19 protein-coding genes are annotated in these 20,739 nt (G+C 73.1%); 4 read left to right on the top strand and 15 right to left on the bottom strand.

What is annotated here, in order from left to right:
- Window positions 1-8 precede the first annotated feature (8 nt).
- Both RAN62_RS39375 and RAN62_RS39370 read right to left on the bottom strand, forming a co-directional pair.
- Window positions 9-1,184 carry a zinc-dependent alcohol dehydrogenase gene (locus RAN62_RS39375; protein ID WP_305789993.1) on the bottom strand — a complete coding sequence of 392 codons (1,176 nt, stop codon included), beginning with the start codon at window positions 1,182-1,184 and terminating at the stop codon, window positions 9-11.
- Window positions 1,181-1,723, bottom strand: a complete 543-nt coding sequence (locus tag RAN62_RS39370) for an SRPBCC family protein (protein ID WP_305789992.1) — start codon at window positions 1,721-1,723, stop codon at window positions 1,181-1,183. Before RAN62_RS39370 ends, RAN62_RS39375 begins: the two co-directional genes overlap by 4 nt.
- A gap of 158 nt (window positions 1,724-1,881) precedes the next feature.
- On the opposite strand from RAN62_RS39370, the gene RAN62_RS39365 reads away from it, so the two are divergent.
- Window positions 1,882-3,216 carry an FUSC family protein gene (locus RAN62_RS39365; protein ID WP_305789991.1) on the top strand — a complete coding sequence of 445 codons (1,335 nt, stop codon included), beginning with the start codon at window positions 1,882-1,884 and terminating at the stop codon, window positions 3,214-3,216.
- Window positions 3,217-3,244: 28 nt separating this feature from the next.
- Here RAN62_RS39365 and RAN62_RS39360 read toward each other — a convergent pair whose 3' ends face one another.
- Entirely contained in the window at window positions 3,245-4,333 is a 1,089-nt protein-coding gene (locus RAN62_RS39360) for a hypothetical protein (RefSeq protein ID WP_305789990.1), read from the bottom strand.
- Between the two features lie 248 nt (window positions 4,334-4,581).
- Between RAN62_RS39360 and RAN62_RS39355 the strand changes: the two genes are divergently transcribed.
- On the top strand, window positions 4,582-5,154 hold the full coding sequence (locus RAN62_RS39355; protein WP_305789989.1) for a helix-turn-helix domain-containing protein: 573 nt from the start codon (window positions 4,582-4,584) through the stop codon (window positions 5,152-5,154).
- Here the strand turns inward: RAN62_RS39355 and RAN62_RS39350 are convergent.
- The 5 genes from RAN62_RS39350 to RAN62_RS39330 form a co-directional block, all read right to left on the bottom strand.
- Entirely contained in the window at window positions 5,120-5,758 is a 639-nt protein-coding gene (locus tag RAN62_RS39350) for a DUF1345 domain-containing protein (RefSeq protein ID WP_305789988.1), read from the bottom strand. The two genes, RAN62_RS39355 and RAN62_RS39350, sit on opposite strands and share 35 nt — an antisense overlap.
- Window positions 5,755-6,930, bottom strand: a complete 1,176-nt coding sequence (locus tag RAN62_RS39345) for a zinc-dependent alcohol dehydrogenase (protein ID WP_305789987.1) — start codon at window positions 6,928-6,930, stop codon at window positions 5,755-5,757. Before RAN62_RS39345 ends, RAN62_RS39350 begins: the two co-directional genes overlap by 4 nt.
- Window positions 6,927-7,415: a hypothetical protein gene (locus tag RAN62_RS39340; RefSeq protein WP_305789986.1), complete on the bottom strand. Its 489-nt coding sequence runs from the start codon at window positions 7,413-7,415 to the stop codon at window positions 6,927-6,929. Before RAN62_RS39340 ends, RAN62_RS39345 begins: the two co-directional genes overlap by 4 nt.
- 108 nt (window positions 7,416-7,523) lie before the next feature.
- A complete protein-coding gene (locus RAN62_RS39335) occupies window positions 7,524-8,684 on the bottom strand; it encodes a glutathione-independent formaldehyde dehydrogenase (protein WP_305789985.1) in 1,161 nt (386 codons plus the stop codon).
- A gap of 220 nt (window positions 8,685-8,904) precedes the next feature.
- On the bottom strand, window positions 8,905-9,555 hold the full coding sequence (locus RAN62_RS39330; RefSeq protein ID WP_305789984.1) for a DUF4360 domain-containing protein: 651 nt from the start codon (window positions 9,553-9,555) through the stop codon (window positions 8,905-8,907).
- Between the two features lie 331 nt (window positions 9,556-9,886).
- On the opposite strand from RAN62_RS39330, the gene RAN62_RS39325 reads away from it, so the two are divergent.
- Window positions 9,887-10,531, top strand: a complete 645-nt coding sequence (locus tag RAN62_RS39325; RefSeq protein WP_305789983.1) for a DUF4360 domain-containing protein — start codon at window positions 9,887-9,889, stop codon at window positions 10,529-10,531.
- A gap of 73 nt (window positions 10,532-10,604) precedes the next feature.
- Window positions 10,605-11,804 (top strand): MFS transporter, encoded by a 1,200-nt coding sequence (locus RAN62_RS39320; RefSeq protein WP_305789982.1) that lies wholly within the window; start codon window positions 10,605-10,607, stop codon window positions 11,802-11,804.
- Window positions 11,805-11,907: 103 nt separating this feature from the next.
- Here the strand turns inward: RAN62_RS39320 and RAN62_RS39315 are convergent, their stop codons facing one another.
- From RAN62_RS39315 to RAN62_RS39285, 7 genes are all read right to left on the bottom strand, one after another.
- Entirely contained in the window at window positions 11,908-12,330 is a 423-nt protein-coding gene (locus RAN62_RS39315) for a GNAT family N-acetyltransferase (RefSeq protein WP_305789981.1), read from the bottom strand.
- Between the two features lie 54 nt (window positions 12,331-12,384).
- Window positions 12,385-12,984: an NUDIX domain-containing protein gene (locus RAN62_RS39310; protein WP_305789980.1), complete on the bottom strand. Its 600-nt coding sequence runs from the start codon at window positions 12,982-12,984 to the stop codon at window positions 12,385-12,387.
- Window positions 12,981-14,705 (bottom strand): CTP synthase, encoded by a 1,725-nt coding sequence (gene pyrG / locus RAN62_RS39305; protein ID WP_305789979.1) that lies wholly within the window; start codon window positions 14,703-14,705, stop codon window positions 12,981-12,983. Before pyrG ends, RAN62_RS39310 begins: the two co-directional genes overlap by 4 nt.
- Before the next feature lie 120 nt (window positions 14,706-14,825).
- On the bottom strand, window positions 14,826-16,994 hold the full coding sequence (locus RAN62_RS39300) for a hypothetical protein (RefSeq protein WP_305789978.1): 2,169 nt from the start codon (window positions 16,992-16,994) through the stop codon (window positions 14,826-14,828).
- Entirely contained in the window at window positions 16,991-18,118 is a 1,128-nt protein-coding gene (locus tag RAN62_RS39295; RefSeq protein WP_305789977.1) for a glycosyltransferase family 4 protein, read from the bottom strand. Before RAN62_RS39295 ends, RAN62_RS39300 begins: the two co-directional genes overlap by 4 nt.
- The gene (gene murJ / locus RAN62_RS39290; RefSeq protein WP_305789976.1) at window positions 18,115-19,728 is read right to left on the bottom strand and encodes a murein biosynthesis integral membrane protein MurJ; all 1,614 of its coding nucleotides are present in this window, start codon (window positions 19,726-19,728) and stop codon (window positions 18,115-18,117) included. Before murJ ends, RAN62_RS39295 begins: the two co-directional genes overlap by 4 nt.
- Window positions 19,725-20,588, bottom strand: coding sequence for a hypothetical protein (locus tag RAN62_RS39285; RefSeq protein WP_305789975.1), 864 nt, complete (start codon window positions 20,586-20,588; stop codon window positions 19,725-19,727). The genes murJ and RAN62_RS39285 overlap by 4 nt, the downstream gene beginning before the upstream one ends.
- Between the last annotated feature and the right edge of the window lie 151 nt (window positions 20,589-20,739).

The following is a 20,739-nucleotide window of genomic DNA, read 5'->3' as shown; positions in this document are numbered from 1 at the left end:
GGTGACCGTCAGGGCTTCAGGACAACCTTCTCGCAGTTGTCCTGCTTGTTCTTGAACAGGTCGAAGCCACGCTCGGCCTCGTCGAGCGGCAGGGTGTGCGTGATGATCCGGGTCGAGTCGATCTCGCCGCGCTCGATGCGCTCCAGCAGCGGCTTCATGTAGCGCTGCACGTGGCACTGCCCGGTGCGCAGGGTCAGCGACCGGTTCATCCAGGCGCCGGCGGGGAATTTGTCCAGCAATCCGCCGTAGACGCCGATCACGGAGACGACGCCACCGCTGCGACAGGACAGGATCGCCTGGCGCAGCGCGTGCGGGCGCTCGGTCTCCGACCGCACGGCCTGCTTCACCCGGTCGTACGCGGCGATGTGCGCGCTGCCGTGGGTGGCTTCCAGCCCCACCGCGTCGATGCACTTGTCGGGGCCCCGCCCACCGGTGAGTTCGAGCAGCTTCGAGCGTACGTCGGCGTCGTCGAAGTTGATCGGGATGTGACCCGCCTCCTCGGCCATCCGCAACCGGTACGGCTCCTTGTCGATGGCGATCACCTTCGCGGCGCCGAGCACCCGGGCACTGTCCATGGCGAACTGGCCGACCGGACCGGCGCCCCACACCGCCACCACGTCACTGGGCCGGATGTCGCACATCTCAGCGCCCATGTAGCCGGTGGGCAGGATGTCGGACAGGAACAGCACCTGCTCGTCGGTCAGGTCGGACTCGATCTTCAGCGGCCCGACGTCGGCGAACGGCACCCGCGCGTACTGCGCCTGACCGCCCGCGAAGCCGCCGGTCAGATGCGAATAGCCGAAGATCCCGGCGACCGGGTGGCCGAACATCTTCTCGGCGATCCCGGCGTTGGGGTTGGTGTTCTCGCAGCACGAGTACAGCTCGGCGGCGCAGGCGGCACAGGCGCCGCACGCGATCGGGAACGGCACGACCACCCGGTCGCCGGCCCGCAGCTTGTCCGCGGTCACCCCGGAGCCGACCTCGACCACCTCGCCCATGAACTCGTGGCCCATGACGTCGCCGTCCTGCATCGTGGGGACGTACCCGTCGACCAGGTGCAGGTCAGAGCCGCAGATCGCGGTGGAGGTGATCCGGACGATCGCGTCGCGGCTGTTGAGGATCTTCGGGTCCGGCACGTCACGGACCTCGACCTTGTTGCGCCCCGCCCAGGTGTTCGCCCTCATGCCTCGGCTCCCTTCGTGAGCTCGGCGTCCGAGAGCGGCTGCGCCGGACGTTGCGGGAACTCCTTGCGGGCCCGCTTGCCCCACGGGGCACCGTCGGAACGGACCACCTCACCGGTCTCCAGCACCTGCTTGAACCGGCGAAGATCGTCGTCGAGCTGCTGGTGCGGTTCCTCGCCGAAGTACTTCGCGACCGCCTTGCCGAGCGAGCCGCCCGGGATGTCGTAGACGAGGGCGACGTACACCTCGGTGCTCACCCCGTCGGGGGCCGGCACGAAGGAGACCGTGCCGGCGTTGGGCACGTCGGCGTCGCCGGTCGAGCGCCAGCCGATCCGCTCCCCCGGCACCTCGTCGGTGATCTCCGCGTCCCACGCGACGTCCTTGCCGAACGGGGCGGAGGCCACCCAGTGACTCGTCCGGTCACCGGTGGCGCGGACCTGTTCCAGGTGCGCCATGAACGTCGGCAGGTTCTCCAGTTCCCGCCAGAACGCGTACACCTGCGATGCGGATTTGCGGACAGTCGTCGTTGCCGTCAGATCCATCTGTCCTCCTCATTGAGTGCCCAGGACCGGGCCCTGCCTGCCCACCGCGTCATCGCCTAAACCGGCGTTCGACCGCTACGGTGAATTTCGGCCATCTGCCCGGCGGCCACCCGACAGCACCGACCCGACGAGGCGTCACCGGCCGTCGAGGAGGATTGATGCGGCTGATCACCTTCGTGCGCCACCCGTGGCGCGCCGCACTGGCCCGCTGGGGCCGCATCCCCGGGATACGCACCGCCAAGGTGACGCTCGCCGCCGTCCTGTCCTACGTCGCCGCCGATCTGCTGAACACCACGGCGACTCCGGTTCTCGCGCCGCTGACCGCCCTCCTGGTGGTGCAGGTGACTGTGGTCCAGACGGTCACGGAAGGACTGCAGCGCGTCCTGAGTGTGGTCGCCGGGGTCCTGGTGGCGGTCGGGCTCGCCACCGGCGCGGGGCTCAGCTGGTGGAGCCTGGGGGTGGTGGTGGCCGCGAGTCTCGTCCTCGGCCAGCTGCTCCGCCTGGGTCCGCACACCCTGGAGGTGCCCATCAGCGCGATGCTCATCCTGGCGGTCGGCGGGGGCGCAGCGCCCCAGGCGGCGACCGGCCGGGTGTACGAGACGCTGATCGGCACGGCGACCGGCATCGCGGTGAACTACGCGATCGCGCCCCCGGTGCACGTGGAGTCCGCCGGCTCGGCGGTTGCCGGACTGGCCACCCGGCTCGGGGACTTCCTGCGCTCGCTGGCCACGCACCTGCGCGCCGAGTGGTCGCGCCAGGCCGCCGAGGAGCGGCTCACGGCGGCCCGGGCCCTGAGCGCCACGGTCCTGGCGGCCGACCACTCACTGGTCCGGGCGGAGCGGAGCGCTGTGCTCAACCCTCGCGGCGGCGAGGTCCGGGTGGCCCAGCCACGCCTGCGCACGGCCCTCACCGCGATCGAGTACTGCACCATCGTCGTCCGGACTCTGTGCCGGGAGATCTTCGACCGTACGTTCTACCTGCCGCCCGAGCTCGAGGCAGAGGCCTACTCCCCACCCGCCCGCGCCGCCCTCGCCGACACGCTGGACGCCGCCGCCGCGGCCTTCGACGGCGTGGCGGCCGTCGCCCGGGGCACCGAGCCGGCCGACACCGCCCGGGCCCGGGTGATCGCCCAGCTGGATGAGATGTACCAGCGGCGGCAACTGCTGGGCCGGCTCCTGCTGGTGGATCCGCAGGCCGACGCCGCCGCCTGGCAGCAGCACGGCGCGCTGCTCACCGCCGTGGACCGGCTGCGGGTCGAGATCGAGGCGGCGGTACGCCCGGCCGCCCAGCCGTGGCGCCCGCCGTCGCTGGCCGAAGGACCGCGGCGGGCGGCCCAGCGCGTCGTGGGCGCCGCCGAGCAGACCCTGCCGCTGATGACCGACCGTTCCCGTCAGGCGGTGCGCCGGATGATGACCACGGCGGCGGACAACCCGGCGCCGCCGGCCGAGGAGGACACGCCGCCCCCAGAGCATCGGGGCACTACTCAGCCGTGACCGGCGCCACCGCCGCGCCGGTCGCCGGTCAGCGATCGTCCTCCTCATAGCCGTCCGGTTCGGGGTGATATCCGTAGGCGGCGGCCCGGACCGTCTCCTCGTCCTCCAGCCCGGAGCCGATCGCGCCCCCGACCGTGGCCATCGAGCTGATGATCCAGCCGAGCGTCAGATAGTCGGTGACACCAACCGGCCGCTGGAGCGTCTGTTCCAGCATCGACGTGTCGATCAGCAGCGCCGCGGCGAGCACCGTTCCGGCGAACAGCACCGCATACGACACGGCCGTGGCCAGGGAGAGCGTGAAGATCGTCCCCACGTTGAACAGCCGGGCCAGCTCGGCGGGCGTCCGCCGGTCGGGCTTCTCCCACAGGTCGTGCGCGATGATCAGCCACGCCACCAGGGCGATCAGGCCGATCAGCATGATCGCCGTGAGGCGAAGAGCACCGAGCGCATCGCCCATCTGCCAGATGGTCTGGGTGGTGAGCGCGAACGCGGCCGTGCCGAACGCACCGACCAGCAGCTTCGACAGGCCCATCAAGGCCCGCCCGGGACGGTTGGCGCGCACCATTCCGGTCAGCAGCCGCACCCGGCCGTGCAGCCGCGAGGCGACGTAGCGCAGCTCGCCGCCGGCGCCGAGCACCCGGCGAACGGCGGGGAGCCGGTCCGTCTGGTCCCCGCCGCCCGCTGCCACCCGCTCGTCGGCGGTGTCGAGGAGCAACCGGCCCACCAGGCCGGGCACGACCTGGCGAACGGCTCGCAACTGGTGCAGTCCCAGCGCCGGCAGTGACACCAGCGCGACCCGGCGCCGGGCGGACGCCTGCGCGACCAAGGGCACGCTGTCACTGTGGAGCGGCAGGTCGGTCAGGCAGATCGCCACATCCCAGCCCTCGCCGGCCCGCCGCCGCGCAAGATCATCCAGCAGCCCCTCCGCACCCCCGTCGCGCCGCGGCGCGGCCTCACCCCAGCCACCGCGGGCAGTCCACAGCACGCCGGCGTCCACCCGCTCGGCGAGCCGGTCGGCCAGCTCGCGGGCGAGCCGGTCGACGACCTCGGCCGGATGGTCCGGCGGGGTGGCGACCAGCCCGACGACAATTTCCGGGCGGTTCCGTTCGGAAGTCATGGGCAGCTCCTCACCGAGGGGGTCCGGGCTCGGGCGGCCTTCCCGGACTCGCGAGACCTGTCAGAGGTTGACCCTCTGGGGCCGATCAGGACCGTTAGCCGCTGCCGCCCGGGGGTAAGCGCCGCATTTGTCCCCCGTGCGATGGAGGAGGCGCGGCTGGTGACGAACGCGCTCGCGGTGGCGTCGGTTCTGGCGGCGAAGGTCAGGCGGGTGACGCCGGGCGGCGGCCGGTCCGGGGCGAGCCGGCGGTGATCGTTCACGCGCTCACCGCCGCCCTCGGCCCGATGAGTTCGCTGACCGAGCTGGTCCAGGGCGCCACCGCCGCCGTCACCGTCGACCGCCGGGGCGCCCTCTTCCCTGTGCCCGGGCTGCCGCCCTGCGACCCCCAGCTCCTCGGGCGTCCCGACATCGTCGCCACAGCGGTTGACGGTTTGACCGACCAGGTGCGGCACACCTCCTTCCTCTTCCCGGTCCCGGCGGACGAGGGCCAGCAGCACTACGCCCGGATCACCGGACTCGCCTGCCCGCCGGGCCCCTCGGACGACCTGGCCGGGCTCGTCGTGATCTCACCTCCGGGGGATCTCTGCGGGCTGACTCTGCGGGAACTGGTCGTCCTCGGCCTGGTGATCGAGGGGCACGCCAACCACGGCATCGCGAGCCGGTTGTCCATCACCGCGCGGACCGCCGCCGCTCACCTCGAACACATCCGGGCGAAGCTGGGCGCGCCGACGCGTACGGCCGCCGCAGTGCTCGCGATGCGCAGTGGCCTGTACATCCCGTACCGCCTCATGACGACTGCCCCAGATTCGTCACCAGGTTGACCGCCACGGCGATGACGACAGTGCCGAACAGATAGGACAGCAGGGCGTGCCCCAGAGCGACCTTGCGGATCGATGTCCGGGCGAGTTGGACGTCCGACACCGCGAAGCTCATCCCCACGGTGAACGCCACATAGGCGAGGTCGGCATAGGACGGCGGCTCTCGCTGGCCGAGATCGATGCCGCCGTCCCCGCCCGCGTAGTAGAGGCGAGCGTACTTGAGGGCGAAGACCGTGTTGACCAACGCCCACGACAGCACCACCACGAGGACCCCGAGGATCACCGTGGCCACCCCGACGGCGTCCTGGGTGCCGGACCGGACGAGGGCCTCGGCGACGGCGGCCAGGCTGACCACCGCCGCCCCCAGCACGGCCGCATCCGTGACCCGGGTCCGTCCCTCGTCCTCGGCCAGCTGTTTGGTCCCGGCCGCGTCGCGCGGCCAGCTGATCCGCCACACCCAGACCAGCAGGCCGCCGGCCGCGACGGACCAGCCGGCCAGGGCCGCCAGCTCCGGAACGCCGAGCACCACAGCCAGTGCCGCCGCGACGATCCCGGCACCGAGGCAGATCAGCAGGCGGCGCCACGAGAGGATGGTCGTCTTCTTCATGCGCCGGGGCGGAACACAGCCCGGACGCACCCGTCTTCCTTGTTCTTGAACATCTGGTATCCCTTCGGGCCTTCGTCCAGCGGCATCACGTGGGTGGCGAGGTGCTCGGTCCGCACTTCGTCCCGGCTCATGTGCTCGAGAATCTCGGGGATGTAGCGGTGCCCGTGCTGCTGGGCGCCGCGCAGGGTCAGCGCCTTGTTCATCACGGCGCCGAGGGGGAACTTGTCCACCAGACCGGCGAACACGCCGAGGGTGAAGACCGTCCCGCCCTTGCGGCACGCGTAGATCGCCTCCCGCACCGCCGTGGGGCGGTCGGTCTGCAGCCGCATCTGCTGCTTCACCTGGTCGTACAGGAACTGCACGCCCGGGGAGTGCGCCTCCATGCCCACCGCCTCGATGCAGACGTCCGGCCCCCGCCCGCCCGTCATCTCACGCAGCTCGGCGGGGATGTCGGTCCGTTCGTAGTCGAGGGTGTCCGCCCCGATGTGCGTGCGCACCTGCTGCAGCCGGTTGTCGAAGCGGTCGATGACGACCACGCGCTCGGCGCCCATGAGCATCGCCGCGCGGGCCGCCATCTGGCCCACGCCGCCCGCTCCCCACACCGCGACGACGTCACCCGGCCGCACTTCGGCCTGGTGCGCCCCGGTCCAGCCGGTCGGCGCGGCGTCGGAGGCGAAGAGCGCCCGCTCGTCGGAGACGCCGTCGGGAATCGGGAAGGCGCCTTGATCGGCGTACGGAACCCGGATGTACGGGGCGTGGCTGCCCGCGTAGCCGCCCAGCGCGTGGGAGTAGCCGTAGCATCCGCCGATGGACTGCCCCCACAGTGCCTCGGTCATGCCCGGGTTGGGGTTGCCGTTGTCGCACAACGACCACAGTCCCTCGCGGCAGTACCAGCACTGCCCGCAGCTGGTGAAGGAGACGACCACCACGCGGTCCCCCACCTTGTGCTTGGTCACGCCGCGGCCGACCTCGGCGACCCGGCCCATGAACTCGTGCCCGAGCACGTCCCCCGCGCGCATGGCGGGGATGTAGCCGCCCATCAGGTGCAGGTCCGAGCCGCAGGTCGCGCTGAGCCCCACCTCGAGGATGATGTCGTGGTCGTTGATGATCGTCGGCTCGGGGACGTCCTCGACCCCGATCTCGTTGACGCCGCGCCAGGTCACCGCCTTCATCGCACACCGCCCTTCGGCGCAGCCGTGGTCCAGCCTTCCAGGAGCGCGCCGCCGGGGGTCGCTGTCCGGTCGCCGTGCGGCACCGGATCCACCGCCAGCACCTCGCCCACCTCGATGAGCTGCTTGGCCCGGCGCAATGCGGAGCGGAGATCGGCCTCCGCGTCCTTGCCGGCCAGCCGGGCGGCCGCGCTGCCCGGACGCTGCCGGTCGCGCAGCCGCGCCGCCAGTTCGGTGCCCTTGCCGCCGGGAGCGATCTGGACCCGGACCTCGATCCGGTCACCGAACTCGGCCAGCGGCGGGGGCAGCTTCGCGGTGTCGATCTCGGACGGCTCGACGAACACGGTCACGGCGAGCCACCCGGACGACGTCTGCCCGGCGCCGGCCGGGCGCGCGGCGGACGGGTTGACGATCGACCGCACCTGGCGCACGACGGTCCCGGCGCCGCGGGCGGCCAGGGCGGCCAAGGTACCGATCGAGGAGCTCATGGCCGGCCTCCCGCGTCAGCCGGCTGGGCGGCCCGGGCGAACTCCCGCACGACGCGTTCGCGCGACCGGCTCGTCGTCATGGTGCCGTGGTTGAGTTCTCCCGCCATCTCACGCACCCGCCCCTGTCATCGCCGGATGCAGGACGACCTTCGTCCATCCGTCGTCCCGCTTGTCGAAATGCTCGTAGGCCTCCGGCGCCCGATCCAGGGGCAGCTCGTGGCTGACGATGAACGAGGGCTCGGCCTTGCCCGCGGCGATCAGGTCGCGCAGCTGCCGGTTGTACTTCTTGACCGGCGCCTGACCGCTGCCGATGTGCTGGCCCTTGAACCAGAACATGCCGTAGTCGAAGGCCAGCCTGCCCTGCTTGGCCAGCTCGTCAGCGGCTCCCGGATCCTGCGGTACGAAGACGCCGACGTTGCCGATCCGGCCGGTGAAGCGCACCGAGGCGACCAGCCGGTTCATCGTCAGGTTGGCCCGTTCCCGGCCGTCCGGCTCGTGCGCCTGGTAGCCGACGCACTCGCAGCCGTTGTCCGCGCCCAGCCCCATCGTTTCGTCCAGGACCGCCTGCACCGGATCGACCTTCGAGTCGTCGATCGCGATCGCGCCGATCGACTCGGCCAGCCGCAGCCGGTCGGGATGCCGGTCGACCACCATCACCTTGCTCGCACCCCGGACGGTCGCCGAGAGCGCGGCCATCAGCCCGACCGGGCCGGCGCCGTAGACGACGGTCTGGTCCCCGGGTTGCACGCCGGCCAGCTCGGTGGCGTGGTAGCCGGTCGGGAAGATGTCGGCGAGCATCACGTAATCGGTCTGCCGCTGCTCGGCGTCCTCCCCGAGCCGCAGACAGTTGAAGTCACCCCAGGGCACCCGCAGCAGCTCGGCCTGCCCCCCGCCGTACGGGCCCATGTCGGCGAAGCCGTACGCCGCACCGGCCATCTTCGGCTCCGGCTGGGCGGTCAGGCAGTAGTTGGTGAGCTGGCGCTCGCAGTTCTTGCAATGCCCGCAGGCGATGTTGAACGGCAGGACGACCCAGTCACCCACCCGCACCTTGTCGACCCCGGCTCCGACCTCGGCCACCTGGCCCAGGTTCTCGTGCCCGAACCAGCGGCCGGGCTCGAAGTCGGTCCGGCCCTCGTACATGTGCAGGTCCGAGCCGCAGATGTTCGCCGACGTGATCCGCACCAGCACGTCGGTCGGCCGTTCGATCCGCGCGTCCGGCACATCTTTGACCCTGACCTGCCGCGGACCCTCGTAGACCACCGCCCTCATAGTTCCCCCTCGTCGTGGATTCGTGCAGCCATCACCTCCATTACATGCGGCGTTCCGGTCTCGCCGATATTGGCAGAAATGCCCACACCGGCCTCGGACGTCCTGCTCCCGTGCTCGAACGCTCGCCCGCGGCTGCCGCCACAACAGCGAGACGGCAGCCGCCGACCGGCACCGGACGGCCAGGAGTCGACCTGACCGCCGGCGCCGAGCGCGCATCGGCTCAGCGGCATCGCAGCCACGAGAAGTGGTAGACCGTCTCGATGCTGCCGTCGGTGGAGTCCATCGTCAGATAGCTGACGTCGGTCGACGTGCCCCGGGTGACCCGCAGTTCGGTGTTGATGTTGAGGTTGCGCTGCTCACCGCACGGGCGGAAGACCTGGGACGCGATCGGCACCTCGTCCGTGGCGATCCAGTTGTCGTCCAGGGGCGCGGCGATCGCGTGGTTGGCGTAGCTGCCCACGGTCATGCCCTGGAAGTAGTAGTTCGCCCGCTGCTGGGCCGTCGCGCCGCGCTGCAGGAAGCCGTACCCGCGGTAGTCCACCTTGGCGATCGCGAAGGTGTACCCGCTCGGCGCGTTGACCAGCACGTTGAGCTGGCAGTTCTTCCGGTTCTCGGTGACCGGCACGTTCGGGCCGGCCTGTGCCAGATAGGCACTGTAGATCGCGGTGAACGCCGAGTGGTCCGGGGAGATCGCGACGTCGGCGGTGCCCGGCGCACAGCCCGAGCCGGCCATGGCGACCAGCTGGATGGAGATCTCGTCGGTCGGCGGCGGGTCGAAGATGATGATCCCCGCGGACGCGGGCGACGCCACGAGCACCGACGACGTCAGGAGCGCGAGCGCGACGCCGGCGCGAATGAGCAGACGTTTCATTGTTATCCCTTCGGAAGAAAACCTCGGTGGCCGACCCAAGCTATTGATGTACTTCAATGCAAGTCAATAGCCCGTTCGGAGGGTCGAAGGCCTTCTTGAAGCCCTCCGAAAAAGAGGTCGATGGCGCCCGGATCCGGGTACAAGCCGCATAAAAGCCGGAGGTCCGCCGGGTTCATCCACCTTGGTCAGGAATCCCGGACACCCCGCCGCAGATCCAATACAGATTGACGCTTGTGGATGCCAGTGGGACGCCACTACCGTGGTCGCGGATGCGATGGAAGCAATTTTGGAATGACTCAAGAGACGAACCCGCCCCCCCCGGAGGACATTCATGAACAACAGCAATCGCGTCGTCGCGGTCGCGGCCGCCGCGGCCCTCGCCCTGCCGCTCGGCCTCCCCGCCCACGCCGCCACCGCGCCCGCGCCGGCCACCGAGCCCGCCGCTGCCGCGATCACCGTCGAGGTCGCCGCCGCCAGCGGATCGGGCTGCGCCCCCGGCACCGCCTCGGTCGTCAGCAACGGCGACGACACCGGCTTCCGGGTCCGCTACCGCGACTTCGTCGCCGCGGCCGGCGGGGACGCCGACATCGTCGACCGCCGCAAGAACTGCCAGCTCGGCGTCCTGGTGTCCATCCCGGCCGGCTGGACCGTCGCCATCGCGTCGGCCAACTACCGCGGCCGGGCCAACCTGAAGTCCGGGGCGACCGCCCTGCAGCGCACCAGCTACTACTGGCAGGGGTCCTCGGCAACCGAGCGCCGGGACGACACCTTCAGCGGCCCCTACTCCGGCCTCTGGACCACGTGGGACGTCGCGCCCGTGCTGACCTACGCCCCGTGCGGCTCGAAGAGCGTCCTCAACATCAACACCGAGCTGCGGGTCACGGCGGGCTCCTCCAGCGGCGTCAGCACGATGTCGATGAACACCACCGAGGGCGACGTCGACACCCTCTTCAACTTCCACCTCTCCTCCTGCTGACCGCGGGCGGGGCCCTCCGCGGGCATCGGAGGACCCCGCCGCTGCGCACGAAAGCCCTGCTAGATTCGTCGTCGTGGCACGCCGGCAGATGGGGCCCCTGCACGCGGCCGGGTTCACGACGGCCTTCGGGGCCCACGCGATCGCGGCCAACCTCGGCGGCTTCTCCGGCGACGCGGTCACCTCCCTGCTCGTCCTCGGCGGCCTGCTCGCCCTCTACGACGGCGCCGAGGTGCTCCTCAAGCCCGTCTTCGGCAGCCTCGCCGACCGGATCGGCGCCCGCCCGGTGCTGCTCGGCGGCCTGGTCGCCTTCGCCCTCGCGTCCGCCGTCTACGCCCTCGCCGACAGTCCCGGCTGGCTGTGGGCGGCCCGCCTCGGGCAGGGCGCCGCCGCCTCCGCGTTCTCCCCGGCCGCGTCCGCACTCGTCGCCCGGCTCAACCCGGCCGCGCGTCACGGCCGGGCCTTCGGCTCGTACGGCTTCTCAAAGTCCATCGGCTACACCCTCGGCCCGCTGCTGGGCGGCCTGCTGGTCTGGGCCGGCGGGCTACGGCTGCTCTTCGTGGTCCTGACCGTCCTTGGCGCCGCCGTCGCGCTCTGGGCCCGGCTGGCCGTACCGGTCGTGGCGCCGCTGCCCAAGACCCGGCAGACCGTCCTCGACCTGGCCCGCCGCCTGAGCGCCCCGGCGTTCCTCGGTCCGACCGCCGCCCTGGCCGCCGCCACCGCCGCCCTCTCCGTCGGCGTCGGCTTCCTGCCCGTCGCCGGCCGGACCGCCGGTCTCGGCCCGATCGCCACCGGCGCCGCCGTGTCCGTGCTGGCCCTGTGCGCCGCGCTGGTGCAGCCCCGGGCCGGGCGCGCGCTCGACCACGGCCGGCTCTCCCCCCGTACCGGGATGGTCGTGGGGTTGATCTCGACCGCCGCCGGGCTGGCCGCGGCGACGCTGCCCGGACCGGCCGGCGTGCTCGCCGCCGCCGTCCTAGTCGGAGCCGGCACCGGGCTGATCACCCCGCTCGGCTTCGCCGCCCTGGCCGCCGCGGCGCCGCCGGAACGCCTCGGCCAGACGATGGGCTCGGCCGAGCTGGGCCGGGAGCTCGGTGACGCCGGCGGCCCGCTGCTGGTCGCCGGCGTCGCCTCCCTCACTGCCCTGGACGGCGGCTTCGCCACGCTGTCCGTCCTGATCGCGGCCGGCGCACTCCTCGCCCTGTGCCGCCGCCGGGTTGACCACACCGTGCCGGGGCTCGATCAAAGCGGCGCGCGGCCAGGTCCTCGCCCGGAATGACGCACGGGGCGAGGTCGCGATCGCCCTCGATCACGCTCCGGCCGATTGACGCGAGCATCGCCCTCGTCGACCGGCATCTGTCCGGGAAGAGGCCACGGAAGGATCACTGACCCAGTGGCTTGTGGAAATGGTGCTTGCCCGTGCCGCCGGGCATGCCCGGGGTGTAGCCGACCTCGCGATAGCCGTGCCGCCGATAGAACCCGGGCGCCTGGAACGACATCGTCGCCACGACCACGCGGTCGCAGCCCCGCCGGGCGATCTCCGCCTCCGCCGCGGCGAGCAGCCGGGCGCCGTACCCGTGGCCGCGGTGCCCCTCGTCCAGCCACAGCGACTCGATGCCGCCGCAGCCGCCCCACGTGTAGCCCGTGATCCCGCCGATCAGCTCGCCCGCGGCGCCGGTGAGACGTACGGAGAACCGCTGGTGATCGTCGGCGCCGACGGCGGCCGCGTTGAGGGCGTCCAGTTCGTCGGACAGCCGCTGCTCCAGCTCGGGATCGTCCCCGCCGGACGCGAACAAGACCGTCATGCGCACCGCATCCTGCCAGAAGGCCGCCGGCAGCACCGGCGGCCTTTCCCGGCGTCAGCCCAGCGTGGGCGTCTCGGCCGGGCGCAGCGTCGCCCAGCCGTCGTCGCGGGCGCGGGCGGCGGCGAAGATTCCGCCCACCGCGGCCGCGTTCGTGATCTCGCCGCGGAGGATCATGGCGACCGCCTCGTCGAGCTCGACCCACGCGATCTCGATGTCGGCCTCTTCCTCCTCGCGGGTGTGCCGCTCGGCGTCCGGCACCGGCGACAGGTCGCGGGCCAGATAGATGCGGATCGTCTCGGCGCTGAAGCCGGGCGAGGTGTGCAGGTCGACCAGCAGGTCCCAGCGGGCGGCGCGCAGGTCGGCCTCCTCCCCCAGCTCGCGGGCCGCGGCGACCTGCGGGTCCTCGCCGGCGACGTCGAGCAGGCCGGCGGGGAGCTCCCACAGGTGCCGGCCGACGGGGTGCCTGTACTGCTTGATCAGCACGATGCGGCCGACCTCGTCGAGGGCGGCGACGCCGACGGCGTTCTTGTTGAGGACCACGTCGCGGTGGGCGGTGCCGCCGCCGGACATGGTGATCTCGTCGGTGTGGACCGAGAAGACCGGGCCCTCGTAGCGCAGCTCCCGCTTCAGCGTCGAGTGCTCGAAACGCGTCATGACGCCGGCACCGCGGCCTGCGACAGGTCCGGGTCGGCGGCCGGCTCGACCTCGACCGGCAGCTCGTCTGCGGCCGCGTAGGCGACGGCGGCCTTGACGAACGCCGTGAAGAGCGGGTGCGGCCGGGTCGGGCGGCTCTTGAGCTCGGGGTGCGCCTGGGTGGCCACGAAGAACGGGTGCTCGGAGCGGTCCAGCTCGATGAACTCGACCAGGCGCCCGTCCGGGGAGGTGCCGGAGAAGCGCAGGCCCGCCTTGGCGAGCTTGTCGCGATAGTCGTTGTTCACCTCGTAGCGGTGCCGGTGCCGTTCGCTGATCTCCGTGCTGTCGTACGCCTCGGCGACGATCGAGCCCGGGGTCAGCGCGGCCGGGTAGGCGCCGAGGCGCATGGTGCCGCCCAGGTCGCCCTTGCCCGCGACGATGTCCTGCTGGTCGGCCATCGTGGAGATCACCGGGTAGGGGGCCTGCTCGTCGAACTCGAGCGAGTTGGCGCCCTTGAGCCCGGCCAGGTTGCGCGCGGCGTCGATGGTCATGCACTGCAGGCCGAGGCACAGGCCCAGGATCGGGACCTGGTGCTCCCGGGCGTACTTGGACGTGTTGACCTTGCCCTCGATGCCCCGGATGCCGAAGCCGCCGGGGATGACGATGCCGTCGACGCCCTTGAGCGCCGCGGCGGCGCCGGCCGGTGTGTCGCAGTCGTCGCTGGGGACCCAGCGCAGCTGCACCTTGGCCATGTTGGCGAAGCCGGCCGCGCGGATGGCCTCGCTCACCGACAAGTACGCGTCCGGCAGGTCGACGTACTTGCCGACCAGCGCGACGGTGATCGTGCGGCGGGGGTGGTGCACGCGCACGAGCAGATCGTCCCACGTGGACCAGTCGACGTCGCGGAAGGACAGGCCCAGCCGGCGTACGACATAGGCGTCGAGCCCCTCGCGGTGCAGCACCTTCGGGATGTCGTAGATGCTCGGCGCGTCGGGGCAGGCCACGACGGCCTCGGTGTCGACGTCGCAGTAGAGCGCGAGCTTGTTCTTCAGCTTGTCCGGGATCTCCCGGTCGCTCCGGCAGACCAGCGCGTCGGGCTGGATGCCGATGTTGCGCAGCGCGGCGACCGAGTGCTGGGTCGGCTTGGTCTTGAGCTCGCCCGACGGCGCCAGGTAGGGCACCAGCGACACGTGCAGGTAGAACACCCGGTCGCGGCCGATCTCGTGGCGGACCTGGCGGATCGCCTCGAGGAAGGGCAGCGACTCCATGTCGCCGACCGTGCCGCCGACCTCGGTGATCACGACGTCGGGGATGCGGCCCGTCTCGTCGGGGTCGGCCATCGCGAAGATGCGCTCTTTGATCTGGTTGGTGACGTGCGGGATGACCTGCACGGTGTCGCCCAGGTACTCGCCGCGGCGCTCCTTGGCGATGACCGCCGAGTAGACCTGGCCGGTGGTGACGTTGGCCTTGCCCGACAGGTCGCGGTCGAGGAACCGCTCGTAGTGGCCGACGTCCAGGTCGGTCTCGGCGCCGTCCTCGGTGACGAACACCTCGCCGTGCTGGAACGGGTTCATCGTGCCCGGGTCGACGTTGAGGTAGGGATCGAGCTTCTGCATGACGACCCGCAACCCGCGTGCGGTCAGCAGGTTGCCGAGGCTGGAGGCGGTGAGGCCCTTGCCCAGCGAGGAGGCGACGCCTCCGGTGACGAAGATGTGCCGCGTCTCGCGCACTGTTGGTGCCAAGGCCTGCTCCCGTGGTCGGTCAGTTCGGTCTTGCAGACCGGCGACGACCTTGGGAAAAGGACGCGCCATCCACGGGATTTCACAGTAACACCTGTTGCCCGGGACCCACGAAGGGGCCGCTCAGGACACGGCGGGGTCACGATCCCGGGGGATGCGCACCAGCCCCGGACCACCCGGGCCGTCGGTCTCACCCTCCGGACGGGTGCGATCGGCCGCGTGCTCCAGGACCCGCAAAGTCGTCAGCACCAGCATCGGTACGGCCACCGCGGCGGCCGCCCCGGCCACGGTGAACGCCGCCCCCTGCAGCACCCCCGCCACCAGCACCGTGACGGTGACCCCGGCGAGGCCCGCCCGCAGCGCCGGGTGCAGCCCGAAGACGCGGTTGAGCCCGCCCCACGCCGAGAACTGCGCGAACGCGATCATCAGCGCCCCGCCCAGCGCCAGCAACGTCAGCGGGCTGTCCAGGTTGTGGGCGCTGGACGTGGCGGCGCGCTGAATGGCCGGCCCGGCGGTGCCGTCGCCCAGGGCGGCCAGGAACCGGCCGACGCTGCCGCGCTCCAGCTCGGGCCGGTGCATGTCGGTCGCGGCGATCCCGGCGGTGACCACGACCCCGGCGACGGCGGCCCACGCGAACCGCGGGAAGGTCAGCCAGCCCCCGGTGCTGATCGCGGCGGCCGCGCAGACGCCGGCGGTCACGGCGACGGCCCCGATCGGGTCGGCCCCCAGGTACGGGCTGCCGGCGAGCAGCACGGTGACCCCGCCCGCGAGCACGACGAGGACCGGGCGCCACGGACGGCGTACGCGCTGGGCCAGCCAGCCCGCGACCAGCAGTGCCCCCGCCACCAGGACGCCCAGGCCGACGCTGCCGACGCCCGCGTAGCGTGAGCCCTCGATCGCCGAGTAGCCCGCGACGCCGTTGAGCTGCAGCTCGGCGCCGGTGAGCAGGTCGAGGCCGACCACGCCCAGCGCCACGGCGGCGACCACACCCAGCGGCCACAGCGTGCGCTTGTAGAGCGGGGACAGCCGGACGGCCGCCGTTCCCACTGCGATGAGCGCGAAGGTCAGCGCCGCGAAGACGATGCCCGGCCGGTCCGCGCGCCACCACGGGATCGCGTCGGCCAGCAGCGCCGCCGGGATGCTCAGGCCCGCGGCGATGAGCACCACCTCTGTCCCGCGGACCAGCCACTTCGCGGCCGGCGTGGGCCCGGTCGGCCCGGCGTGCCGGCGCGCGCGCATCATCAGCGGCACCACGAGCAGGAAGATCAGCAGCTGGACGACGGCCAGGCCGAGGAAGAACGGTCCGGCCACACCCAGCTGGGCCCCGGCGCGCTCGTTCGCGTCGTGGACGCCGAGCAGAGAGTCGGCCGGGGACGCCGCACGGCCGTCGGCCACGGTGGCCGTACGCCCGCTGAAAAGCCCTTCGGGGGCGGGGCGGCCGAGCGCGGTGAGGACGGTCGGCGCGAGGTCGACCAGCTGCAGGTAGCCCTCGCGGCCGGTCCCGGCCGAGGTGAGCCACCCGTTGTCCCAGCCCGGGCCCTCGGCGATGGCCACGTGCAGCCGCGCGGTGGTGTCGGTGTCGGCGACGCCCGCGATGACCATGAGCGACCGCTCGGGCCGGGCCGCGAGCACCCGGGCGAGCAGCGCGTCGGCCGCCGCCACCTGCGCCTGCCGGGCCGTCCCGGAGCCGGTGATCGTGCCCAGGTCCACCAGGCTCAGCGCGCACCGGCTGAACAGGTCGCCGGGCTGCGCGGGCAGCGTGGGCTGATAGCGGTCGACGCGGCCGAACGGGCGGGCCGCCGCCACGGCCGCCCCGGTGCCGACGGCCACCGTGCAGCGCACCGACTCCGCCATGGCGCCGGGCACGGCCCCGTACGGCTGGTTGTCGGCGTTGTCCCGCACGACGCTCGCCAGCTGGGGCAGGTTGGCGCCGATGCCGTCGGGCCGCTCCAGCGTCGGGCTCATCGGGGCGCACGCGCCGGTGACCCGGTCGGGGTCCCAGACGGCGAAGTTGCCGGCGCCCAGGGTCAGCCAGCCGTCCGCCGGGCAGGTGGTGTGGTGCGCCGAGCGGACCGACAGCCAGCCCGCCGCGCCCCTCGACGCCTCCTGCCACAGCGTGGGCGTGCGCTGCGGGTCGAGGTCGTCCCAGCGCAGCCCGGCCGCCCCGGCGACGATCACGTAGTCGGCCGTCCCGCCGCTCACCCCGGTCGCGGGGCGCACGGCCAGCCCGGCCAGGCTGACCGCCGCGGTCACGATCACCAGCAGGTACGGGAGCCAGCCCCGGCGCGTCATTGGTGACCGGCCCGGCTCGGGGCGACCGACGCGTACGCGGCCAGCACGTCCGCGACCGTGCCCGCCTCGGTGGGCCACGTCGCCGCCCGGACCGGCCCGCGCGCGGCCAGCTCGGCCCGCCCGGAGGGGTCGGCGAGCAGCTCGCGGACGGCCGTGTCCAGGGCGTCGACGGTGCCGGGCGCGATCCACCGGGCCGCGTCGCCGACCAGATCGGGCAGCCCGCCGACCTCGGTGGCGACCAGCGGCACCCCGGCCGCGAGCGCCTCCTGGGCGAAGAGCTGCCGCGCCTCCCAGTCGCTGGTGATGACGGCGAGGTCGGCGCCGGCCAGCAGGTCCGGCACGTCGGTGCGGTGCCCGAGCAGGTGGACCGGCACGTGCAGCTCGGAGATGCGCTGCGCCAGCGGCATGTAGCTGGGCCCGGACCCGGCGATCACGGTCACCGGCGCGGGAGCCAGCCCGCGCCACCGGACGGCCGCCTCGAGCAGCACGTCGTAGCGCTTCTGCGGGTGCAGGCGGCCCACCGACAAGATCAGCGGGGTGTCGGGTGCCAGGCGGAACTCGGCGCGGACCTTGGCCCGGCTGCGCTTCGGCCCGGCGATCTGCGGGCTGGCGACCTCGGACAGCCGGGCCCGCTTGGCGCCGAGCGCCTCGGCCCGGGTCACCAGGTCGGCGGAGGCGCCCAGGGTCAGCGCGGCGGAGCGGGCCACGATCCGCTCGACGAGGGCGGCGGCCCCGGCGCGCAGGCCCTTGGCCAGCACGGCGTTGTGCCACGTGACCACGAGCGGCGCGGCCGGGCGGGCGAGCGCGGCCACGAACCCGGCGCGCAGCCCGTGGGCGTGGACCACGTCGAGGGGGTGGGCGGCGAGGGCGCGGCGGAGCGTACGGATGGCGCCCGAGTCCTGCGGTCCCGGGCTCGCCGGGATCTCCACCGCGACGAACGCGGCCCCCGCGGCGGTGAACCCGAACTGCTGCTCGGTGGCGGCGGGACCGCAGACCAGCACCCGGCAGCCCGCGGCGCTCAGCCCCCGCACCAGCGACCGGACGTGCTGGCCGACTCCGCCGGTGCTCGAGCCCAGCACCAGCGCCACCGCGCCGGACCAGGCCGCCTGCGCTGCGTCGCTCACGTACGAAACCTCCCGGAGACCTTCGAGACCAGCGGCCGCAGATCGCGGCGCGCGAGCGGGTAGACCACCGCGACGAAGACAGCCGCGACCACGACTCCGCCCAGCATCCCCTGCAGCAGGCTCACACCGATGCCCGGGGTGCGGTCCAGCGCGGCGGCGAGCCCGCGCACCACGGCCCAGCCGGCGAGGCCGGAGACGACCGCGGCCACGATACCCACGGACGCCGTGCGCGGCAGCCCGCTCAGGGCGTGCGGACCCGCTTTCCGGCGTACGGCCACCGCCAGCAACACCCCGAGCACGCTCATCCCGATCGCGTTCGCCGCCCCGAGCCCCGCCACCTGCCGCTGCGCGCTGACCAGGGCCGAGAGCACCACCGCCGCGACGGCCGCCACGCCCCAGCCCGCCGCCGTGGCCCCCGCCGCCGCCACTGTGGCCCCGCGGGCGTAGAGGGCGCGGGACAGCAGGGCGAAGAGGGCGTACCCGAGCAGTCCCGGGGCGAAGCCGACGATGCCGGGAGCCATGCCGGGGGCACCGACGATGACCGCCGCCGGACCCGCGAGCGCGGCGAGGGCAGCCGCCCCGAGACAAGCCAGAAGAGTGATCGAGCGGGCGGCTGTTGTCAGCTGCGTCGCGTACGTCTGCTCGTCACCTTGCTCGGCGGCCGCCGCCAGCCGGGGGTAGACCGCGGTCGCGAGCGGCACGGCGAGCACCGCCCACGGCAGCAGGAAGACCGTCTGCGCGTACGTGTAGAGGGCGAGCGGCCCGGCGACGGCCAGCGCCATCACGACCACCACCATGACCTGCTGCGATCCGACGGTGACCGCCCCGGCCCAGCCCAGCCGCAGCGCACGCCGCCCCTCGTCGCCGGGGAAGCCGTAGGCCGGGCGCCACCGCAGCCGCAGCCGGCTCAGCGGGATGAGCAGGCACAACGCGAGCACCACCACGCCGGCCGTCGTGCCCGCGGAGAGGATCAGCTCGCCGGTGCGGCTCAACCCCGCGAGGTCGCTGCGGGCGCCGTCGACGGCGGCATAGCTCAGGTACGCGGCCATCACCGTCACACTGGACAGCAACGGCGCCAGCACCGGCCACGCGAACCGGTGGTGGGCCTGCAGCACACCGGTGAGCACGATCCCGATGCCGTAGAGCGGCAGCTGCGGCGCGAAGACCCGCAGCATCCGGGCGGCGACCGCCTGCTGGTCCGGCGGCACGTCGAAGAGCCCGGCGATCGGGCCCGCGAGCAGCGCGACCAGCCCCGCGAGCGGCACCATGAGCGTGAGCACCCAGGTCAGCAGGGCCGAGGCGATGGCGCCGACGCGCTGCTTGTCGCCCTGGGCCACCGCGCCGGCCAGCAGCGGCACCACGAGCCCGGCGAGGGCGCCGCCCGCCACGAGCTCGAAGACGATGTTCGGGATGGTGTTGGCGGCGTTGTAGATGTTGGCGAGGGCGCCGTCGCCGACCGTGCGGGCGACGACGAAGGTACGCCCGAAGCCCGCCAGCCGCGCGAGAACCGTCAGCCCGGTGATGAGCGCCGCCGCGCCGGCCAGGCCGGCTGCGCGATGCGCTGCGTTCGCGACCGGCTGCTCGGCGGGCGTCGGGGCCGGCGTTGTCACGGGGCCGGGCGGCGGCCCAGCGCGTCGGCGGCGCGCAACCACGGCGTGTCCTGGATGACCTGGGTGAAGCTGACCTTCTCGCTGGCCGCGGTCAGCCCGGCGAGCACGGTCAGCGCGAGCGCCCGCCCCGCCGGTCCCGTCTTCGCGGCGAGCGCCACCCCGAGCAGCGCCCCGAGGGCGTTCGCCCCGGCGTCCCCGAGCATGACCTCCTCGCCCAGGTCGGCCTTGACCAGCCCCGCGCCCGCCCCGAGCGTCCCGGCGGTCATCGCGCCGCCCCGGCCCGCCACGAGCGGCACCCCGATGACCGTGGCCGCCTTGATCGCCCGCCCGGGCCGGAGGTCGAGCAGGTTGAGCAGGTTGGCCGTGCCGGCGATGACACCGGCACCGAGCAGCACATCCGTGGCCCGGGCGAGCTTGCCGGAGTCCTGCCGGCGCTTGTGCCCGCGCACGCCCCGGTCCCCCGCCAGCAGCGCCGACGCCACCAGGCTCGCGGCGCCCACCCCGGCGATCTTGACGAGCCCGCTGGTGACCCGCCCCTCCTTCAGCGCCCCGAGGTGCCCCCGGAAGCCCTTGGCCGCCTTCTGCTCGGGCCGGTTGCCCACGATGTCGTCGTAGAACCCGACCGCCCCGCTCGCGGCGCCCGCCGTCACCACCGCGGCCGCCGCCGCGAGACTCGGCGCCCCGGCGACCGCCCCGATCGTGGCCCCGGCCGCCATCGCGGGTCCCCCGGCGAGCGTCACCGTCCGCCCATGGAAATTGGTCCGCTCCAGCCGCCCGGCCCGCGGATCCGCCCGGATCCACCCCAGCGCAGCCCGCGCGGCAAGCGCCCCGATCCCGGACGACGTCCCCCTGCCGGCCATCGCGTACCCCCTGTCGAGCCACACCCACGGCGACCGACCGCCGAGTCTAGGCGGTCCGCGCCGCCGTCCCCCGCGCGGCGTGCCCGCCGTCCCCCGCCCGGCTGGCCCGCTGATCGCACGGCGTGTCCGCCGATCTGAAAGAGCCTTGCAG

Origin of the sequence: Symbioplanes lichenis, from assembly GCF_030709675.1 — a bacterium.
Lineage (GTDB): Bacteria > Actinomycetota > Actinomycetes > Mycobacteriales > Micromonosporaceae > Actinoplanes > Actinoplanes lichenis.
Note: the sequence above shows the minus strand (reverse complement) of the source record. Positions and strands in the feature narration are given on the sequence as shown.